Source organism: Bacteroidota bacterium (genome assembly GCA_016213405.1).
In the GTDB taxonomy this organism is placed as follows: domain Bacteria; phylum Bacteroidota; class Bacteroidia; order Palsa-948; family Palsa-948; genus Palsa-948.
On the sequence record JACRAM010000116.1, the window covers coordinates 179428 to 187131 of the forward strand.

A 7704-nucleotide genomic window follows, 5' to 3' on the forward strand; every position below is an offset into this window, starting at 1 on the left:
GTTAATGTGTTACAGAAATTTTATACGTTTTGCTTTTTGTTTCATCGCTGAACTTTACAAAATAAATTCCTGAAGAAGTAAGAGGAAGAATAAGGTTTCCTTTTTTCTCTCCGTTATTATAATCACGCTGTGCTATCAGTTGTCCGTACATATCAAAAACGGTTGCGCGATACGCATCGGTGAAATCATTTTGGTTAAAAGATATTATATGCGCTGTGTTGTCAAAATAAAACTGCATGGCTCCTGCATCTGTTTCATTTATTCCTGTGCAAGCATTCACAATAAATATCATGCTGTCAGAATTTGAGCATGTGGTTAACGGATCAGTGTAGGTATATACAAGCGTATAGGTTCCCACTCCAACTATATTCATATTAAATGATCCAGCTGAAACTCCGGGACCGGAATAAACTCCACCTGAAGGATTGCCGCCAGAAAGAACTATCGGAGAAGAACCAAGGCAGGTGTTCACCGGACCGCCCGTCCAGCTAACAACTGGAATCTGGCTTATCTGAAAAATCATATTGCCTGATGCATTACTACATCCTCCCTGCATTCCGGCAAAGGTATAGGTGAGCGTATAAGTTCCAACTCCAACGCTATCCGGATAAAAATAGCCGCAGTAAACTCCGGGACCAGAATAAATTCCTCCGGCAGGAGTTGCTCCTGAAAGCAGAACAGAAGAAAAGGAAGAATCCATGCAGATGTTCACCAGACCGCCCGTCCAGTTGATGGTGCGGAGCGTATCTATATAAAATCTTACCGACTGCGAATAAGCGCTGTAATTGCATCCCGCATAGGAGATTCTACATTTGTAAACACTGTTGTTGTTGGTGAGATAAAGCGGTGTTATTAATAGTTTGCTTGTATTAATTCCGCTGTATTGCGCACTGGGTGTTATCGGAGCATAATTCTGATACCATTTGAAAGTATACTGACTTGAATTAGTGTAAACCATCAAACTGTCGTTTTGCATTTCGCACAATGTGTCGCCCATGCTTTGAGAAATAATTACGGGCTGTGAAATCACTCGTATAAGTGCGCTGTCTGAATAAATATCTGATGCGGGAATGCATCCGTTAATCCTGCACCGCGCCCATGTGCTGTCCACCGAAGTTTGAGCATTGATAACTTTTAAAAATCTTCCGTTGGCGGTCATCACTCCAGGCTGATTTACAAAAGGAACCCACACGCCTCCTAGTTTTATCTCCCAATTATAATTTGCTCCTGCTGAACTTGTGTTCACATTAATAGAGTCCGTCACTCCGGCACAAAGATTTTTATTCTGGGGCTGCGCTGAAATTTTAGGGGCAATGATGATAGTGCACACATTGCTGTAATTTCTCGGAGAACAGTAATCATATACATAACACCTGTACTTATAACCATTCATTTGCGATTTAACATTCAGAATTCTCAGGTAGCTGTAAAAACTAGAAGTGGGGCTTCCCACGCTGAAATCAAAAATATCGAAATCACTATTCCAATAATTTATGTCGTGCCATCCATTGCCGTCAAGCGAATCTTCCTGCCACCCTGCATACCAGCCATACTGAAAATTATATGTAAGGGAATTAGTAATATATAACGGAATTTGCAAACTGTCACCGATGCATGCGCTTCGCGGAGAAGCAACAGTGCCCTGAATAGGTGGTGCGGACTGATTGTTATGCACGGAAACATAAACGCTGTCTTTTTTTATGCATCCATAAGGACTCATCGCAGTCACTCTGAGCATTCCGGAAGTGTTTCCTAATACATCCACCAGATTGTTGTTCACATTTGCAACCATGGATAACGGGCTTACTGTATAACTGTTGGAAGGATCTCCCATGTTCAGGTGAAGCGTATCTGCGCTGCAAAGGTGCGTATACCAGTAGGGGTTTATGTAATTCTGTTTGTTAAGAAATATGTAAGGTTTTGCTCTTGAATAAATTTTTACCGTGTCATACGCTTTGCAGTTATTGTAAGTGGCAGTTACTGCGTAATCAGTAGTGAAAGGTGGTTTTGCATAGGGATTAGCAGAGGATGAAGTGTTTAGATATTGAGTGGGCGACCAGCTATAAGTTGCCGTTGGCTGATTGCAGGTGGTGAAAATATGTGCGCTGTCTCCTCCGCAAAAATTCAAATCAACTCCTGCACTTACTGTAACTGCAGCATTCGAATAACTAACATTGACCGTATCTGAATTCACGCATCCCTGATAAGAGCCAAAGAGAATATAATTGGTGCTGATGCCCGGATTGACAGTAGGCGTTTTAGTTCCGTTGTTAAAAAATCCAAGGTCAGGAGACCAACCGAATGAAATGCCAGAAGGGTTGGTGCTTCCGCTGAGCTGCACTGAAGTTCCGCAGGTACTTATTTTATCAGGTCCTGCCGATACAGTGAATGAGGAAGCGGGAGAAAACGGAATAAACTTCGTAAGAAAGAGTTTGAAATTAGAACCTCCGTTGGTTAAAGAATTCGGGTACCATGTTTGCGTGGATTTAAAATTTCCCCAAAGTAATTGATTCCCTGCATTGTCAATCAGAGGGTGACTGTTATAATACGTGGAACTCGTGCTGTTGGTATTGACGCGCGCCCAAATTAATTTTCCGTTTGTTTGATATTGCGCGTTGAAGCCCATGAATGTGCCGGCTCCGTTCACTACAGAATTCAAAGGAAACTTTCCAAGATACGGATAACTGCTCATGCTGTTTCCGCAAACCGCCACCATGCCGTTGTAATAACTTACCGCACCCATGTTTTCTGTCCAACTGGAACCGCCACCGTCAGATTCCATCCATAAATTATTTCCGTTCGAATCTATCTTGGCGATAAAACCATTGTCTGTGTTCGAATACGTGTTGGGATAAAAATTCACAACACCATTCGTAGTTCCGCAAATAAAGAAGCCGTTATTCTCACCGGCACATGCATCGGAAACAGACATTGATCCGCCAACGATTTTTCCCCAGATGCAATGCCCGTCACTCCCGGCATATTTACCGATGGCGGTTTGGAAAGTGCTGTTTGTTCCTATGGAAACACCTGTCTGCTGATCGAACAAATAGGTTGTGTTTGAGGCACCAGTGTAACTTGCGATAATCACGTTTCCGGAACTGTCGGCAGTAATTGTTCTGCCTCCTCCATCCGAGGCGGCAGTTCCGAAACTATTTACATACTTCACGTTACCGGAAGAATCTACTTTGAAAAAAAATCCTTCGCCCGTCCATCCGTCCCACGGCCCGCTGTTATCTGCGGCAATTCCATCTACAATAAATGCATTGTGTGAAAACGAACCTGTCACATACACATTTTTATTTTCATCTGAAGTAATTCCATATGCATACGCATCGGCAGGCTGCCATTCATTATGTTTTTCCCATTGAAACGCAAGAGAGGAATCAAATTTTGCTGCGAAGACAACTTTCCGGGATACCGTAGGAAGAAGAGATGTTCCTATGTGAATAGTACTTCCCTGATAATAGCCCGTGATATAAACAGAACCGTCAACGCCCACATTCATGCGGGTGAGAGTTAACTGGTCACCTGCAGATGTATAGTACGCAGCCACTGCAGCACTCGAAAATATTCCGCCTGAATCATGCACAGCGATATAAATATTATAGGTGCCTGAGGAAGTAACAGAAACGGGAGTGAGCGTGAGCGTGGCATTTCCAAAACCACCGGCAATAACAAACTTTCCGTCAAACCTCCTTGACGCATCAATCATTCCGTCATAAGGAGAAGTGCCGCCAAAAGCTTTTGCCCACGATGATTTATAACATTCCTGCGCCAGTAAAGGAAGAAAACAAAGTGAAAGAAAAATTATAGAAAGGATTAAAATTCTTTTCATGCAGTGATAGTGATTTAATCAATAGAACTTTCAAATATAGGAATACTAAAAATAATGAAGAAAGGATTTTTCTTTTTGTTTCTTTTATTGATTTTTGGTTAAGAAGCACATAAAAGTAAGTGTTTAATCCTAACTACGGTAACAAGTAGAAGTAAAATTTGTGTAAAGTTTTTTCACTATATTTTATTTATTAATAATGATTTTCTTCACAAGAGTTCCTTTATCGGTAATGATGCGGATAAAATAAATTCCATTTTGATCTTTACTTAAATCGACCCCGATAGTTGTCGGGACTGATTTATATGAATTTACCCGCGAAGTATAAATTTTTTCTCCAAGCAGATCTGTGATTTCAATAGTTGAAATATTAATTTCTGAGTTCACTGAAAAAATTCCGCTGCTTGGATTGGGGAAAATATTTACTGACTTATCTAATGCAAGTTCTTCTGTTCCCACTTGCGAAGGAGTAACTCTATTTACGCTTCTATAAATTCCCACACTGCCCGGACCGGCAAACATGTACCCATCAGTAGCGATCACTAGGTATCGGTTAGTGCCCATAGAAGGGTTTGGACCAAATCCGACATTACAGGTGCTCCAATTCAGACATCCGTTAGTAGAATAATAAAGTCCGTAAGGTGAACTCATGTCACTTAGATAAACAGTATCACCCGGAGCTTTAATAAATGCACCCGGAAATACTGTAGCGGGAAGTCCTGTAGTGGTAACCGGGGACCAGGTAACGCCATTGTCTGTTGATTTTGCAATACCGTTAAACATGGTTCCATAAAATGTTCCGGAAGAGAGAATGACCATATTGGAAAGTCCCGGAGAAGAAATTAATGACCAACTCGCTCCGTTATTTGTTGATTTCAGCAAATCATTATTCACGTTCAAATAGGCCTCGGTTGCTGAACGTACCATAACAGATGAAATAGTATAAGAAACATTTTGCACAAATGTCCATGTATTGCCATTATCAGTAGACCGATATAATTTATAAGAAGAAGCTTTTTCGGTGTACGCCAATATAGCTCCATTGGCAAGCGGATTTAGAAAGACTACATTCGTATCAGATCCTAGTCCATTGCATTTTCTCACCCAGGTTATACCGAAATCTGAAGTCATATAAATGCCCCTGCCGTCATAGTTTATCATATCAAAATCGCATAGGAAAAGAAGATTCCCCTTTCCCATAATTTGATGATGATTAGTAGAACTGTATGGAAATCCCGTTATCGCATTCCATGTAAAAGAAGCGCCATCGGCAGTTGACTTATATAGAAACTGGCCGGTAGTCGCAAAGACATATCCATTATCTGTTGAAGCGAATGAAAAAATATTAACCTGGCTAAGTGTTTGCTGCCAAGTCGGTTGTGCCAGCAATGCGCCAACTGAAAGAATTTGTGTTGATGCGAGGAGTAGGGTTTTTTTCATTGTTTAATAATTAGATTATTCTATAATTATTTTTTTATTTAATGTTTCATCATCTGTAATGATTTGCATCTGGTAAATTCCTTTTGCTGTTTTAGGAATTTTTATTTCAGTTTTCTTTCCGTTAACGGATGATTGATAAACTAATTCACCCAGCGTGTTATAGATTTTGATTTGAGATTGCTTCGCTTCGCTCGCAATGACGGTGAAACTTCCGTGATTGGGATTAGGGTAAATGCTGATTAAATTATTTGGTGATATTTCAGAAACAAAAGTCCCCATAACTCTATCAGAAGTATTTGACTTGGAAGATTTGATAGAAGAAGTAAAAGCATCCGGATTTTTTATTGAAACATTGCAGGGCTGAGCGGGAGCTGCTTCTACAATGTAACGCGCGCTGTCAGTCGGAGCAGGATGAGTTCCGGCTATATCTGTATATTGGTTGGGCAGAGAAAAGGGAACTGAATCTATTTTCACCCAACTGCCGTTGTTATTGTTATCGCGCAAAATAATATATTGTGGAAAAGCGAATCCCTGGTAATCTGTCCAGGATAAATCAAAAGTAGCAGGAGGAGTGAATTGAGGTGTTGCCTGGTGAATGGTAATGTGAGAAGAACTCTTTGCGCTTTCAAATCCGCAGGTATCAATCACTGAAATTGCATATTCATACGCTTGTATTTTCGGATTGATGCCGCTCGAAGTATCTGTATACATGGAAAGCGAATCGTATGACACCGATGCGATGTGCGTGAGCACCGAAGCAATGTTTCTGTAAATCCTGAAGCTATCAATGTTTCCTGCTACTGGTTTTTCCCAGACGATTACATTTTTTGTAGAAGTAGAAGTATCAACCGTTACAAGGCAAATGGGAACAGGATTTGTGATGTTACCTACATTTGCAGAATTTGAAACTGCACATCCGTAACTATCCAATATCGTAACAGAATAAGTTCCGGAAACAAGTCCTGTGATGGATGTAGTGGTTCCGCCAGAAGACCAGAGATAAGTATAGGGTGTTGTTCCTCCCGTTGCTGAAACAGTTGCTTTGCCTTTTCCCTTGCAGGTATCGGGTGTAGCGGTTATTGTTGTTGACATGGCAGCGCAGGGATCCCATTCATAGAAATCACGGAGTGCTCCTGAACTGCCGGAACCTGTTCCTGCATATCCTTTTGATCCAATTGAAAAAGCAACTCCTTGCCATCTGCCGGGTCCGCTCAAGTTTGCTATTGGCACCCAGCCGTCAAATGATGGGTGATATTCCCAAAATTCCTGTTTGTATGTTCCTGAATAACTTCCTAATCCAATATATCCGAAACTCCCTAATGAAAAACCGGAAGCACTTGTTACCCCAGTTCCACCAATGTTTGTCTTTGATGTCCAGCTGTTTGTGACAGAATTATATTCAAAAAAATATACATCTCCATTATTTCCTGTTCCGATATATCCTTTTGTACCTATGGAGAAACCTGCTGCATTGGCAGTTGCCATGAGGTAGGATGCTTTTTGTGTCCATGTATCAGTAGCAGGATTGTATTCCCAGAAATCCTGCTTGGTTACACCATCATCTCCGGTTCCGATATATCCTTTTGCTCCGATAGCAAATCCTACGGCACGAAGTCTTGCCGTTCCGCCAAAGTTTGCTTTTTGTGTCCACACATTTGTGGACGGATCGTATTCATAGAATTCCTTCTGTTTAACTGAAGCGCTGCTTCCTGTTCCTACATATCCTTTTGTTCCTATAGAGAACCCAACGCAGCCATATCTGCCGCCCGGAGGGTAATCTGCCATTTGTGTCCAGACATCTGTAGAAGGATCATATTCCCAAAAGTCCTTATAGATAGAGGCAGCATTAGCCCCTGTTCCGATATATCCTTTGGTACCTATTGAAAATCCGACCGCCCGATTCCGTGACGCTCCGCCAAAGTTTGCTTTTTGAGTCCACACGCCTTGTGCATTAACAAGAAAAGCGGAAAATAAAATGGCTGTAATTAGAATGTAGATTTTTTTCATAAGTTTTGTTTTAATGGTTTATGATTATTTTTTTGTTTGTTATTCCGTTTTCTGATACTACTTGCAACTGATAAATTCCTTGTTTTATTTCAGGAATTTTTATTTCTGTTTTCTTTTCTTTAACGGATGTTTGATAAACCAATTCACCCAGCGTGTTATAGATTTTGATTTGAGATTGCTTCGCTTCGCTCGCAATGACGGTGAAACTTCCGTGATTGGGATTGGGATAAACGCTGATTAAATTATTCAGTGATGTTTCAGCAACCGATATGGGTCCCCCCAGCCGGTCAGAAGTATTTGATTTGGATGATTTGATGGAGGAAGCCAACGCATCCGGATTCTTTATGGAAACATTGCAGGGCTGAGCAGGTGCGGCTTCTACAATATAACGGGCGCTGTCGGTAGGGGCATTGATATCTGTA

General features: G+C 41.2%; 4 protein-coding genes. All 4 read right to left on the minus strand.

Features of this window, described 5'->3' with window-relative positions; all coding sequences use genetic code 11:
- Nucleotide 1 precedes the first annotated feature (1 nt).
- Nucleotides 2-3838: a T9SS type A sorting domain-containing protein gene (locus tag HY841_14480; protein MBI4931963.1), complete on the minus strand. Its 3837-nt coding sequence runs from the start codon at nucleotides 3836-3838 to the stop codon at nucleotides 2-4.
- A 183-nt stretch (nucleotides 3839-4021) separates the two neighbouring features.
- Complete coding sequence (locus HY841_14485; protein ID MBI4931964.1) at nucleotides 4022-5275, minus strand: T9SS type A sorting domain-containing protein; 1254 nt, start codon at nucleotides 5273-5275, stop codon at nucleotides 4022-4024.
- 15 nt (nucleotides 5276-5290) lie between these two features.
- Complete coding sequence (locus tag HY841_14490; GenBank protein ID MBI4931965.1) at nucleotides 5291-7282, minus strand: T9SS type A sorting domain-containing protein; 1992 nt, start codon at nucleotides 7280-7282, stop codon at nucleotides 5291-5293.
- 10 nt (nucleotides 7283-7292) lie between these two features.
- The coding region (locus HY841_14495; GenBank protein ID MBI4931966.1) for a T9SS type A sorting domain-containing protein at nucleotides 7293-7704 on the minus strand (412 nt) is incomplete at its 5' end.

Coding starts and splice junctions, on each gene's coding strand:
- HY841_14480 (MBI4931963.1), bottom strand. CDS start 3,838: ATGAAAAGAATTTTAATCCTTTCTATAATTTTTCTTTCACTTTGTTTT.
- HY841_14485 (MBI4931964.1), bottom strand. CDS start 5,275: ATGAAAAAAACCCTACTCCTCGCATCAACACAAATTCTTTCAGTTGGC.
- HY841_14490 (MBI4931965.1), bottom strand. CDS start 7,282: ATGAAAAAAATCTACATTCTAATTACAGCCATTTTATTTTCCGCTTTT.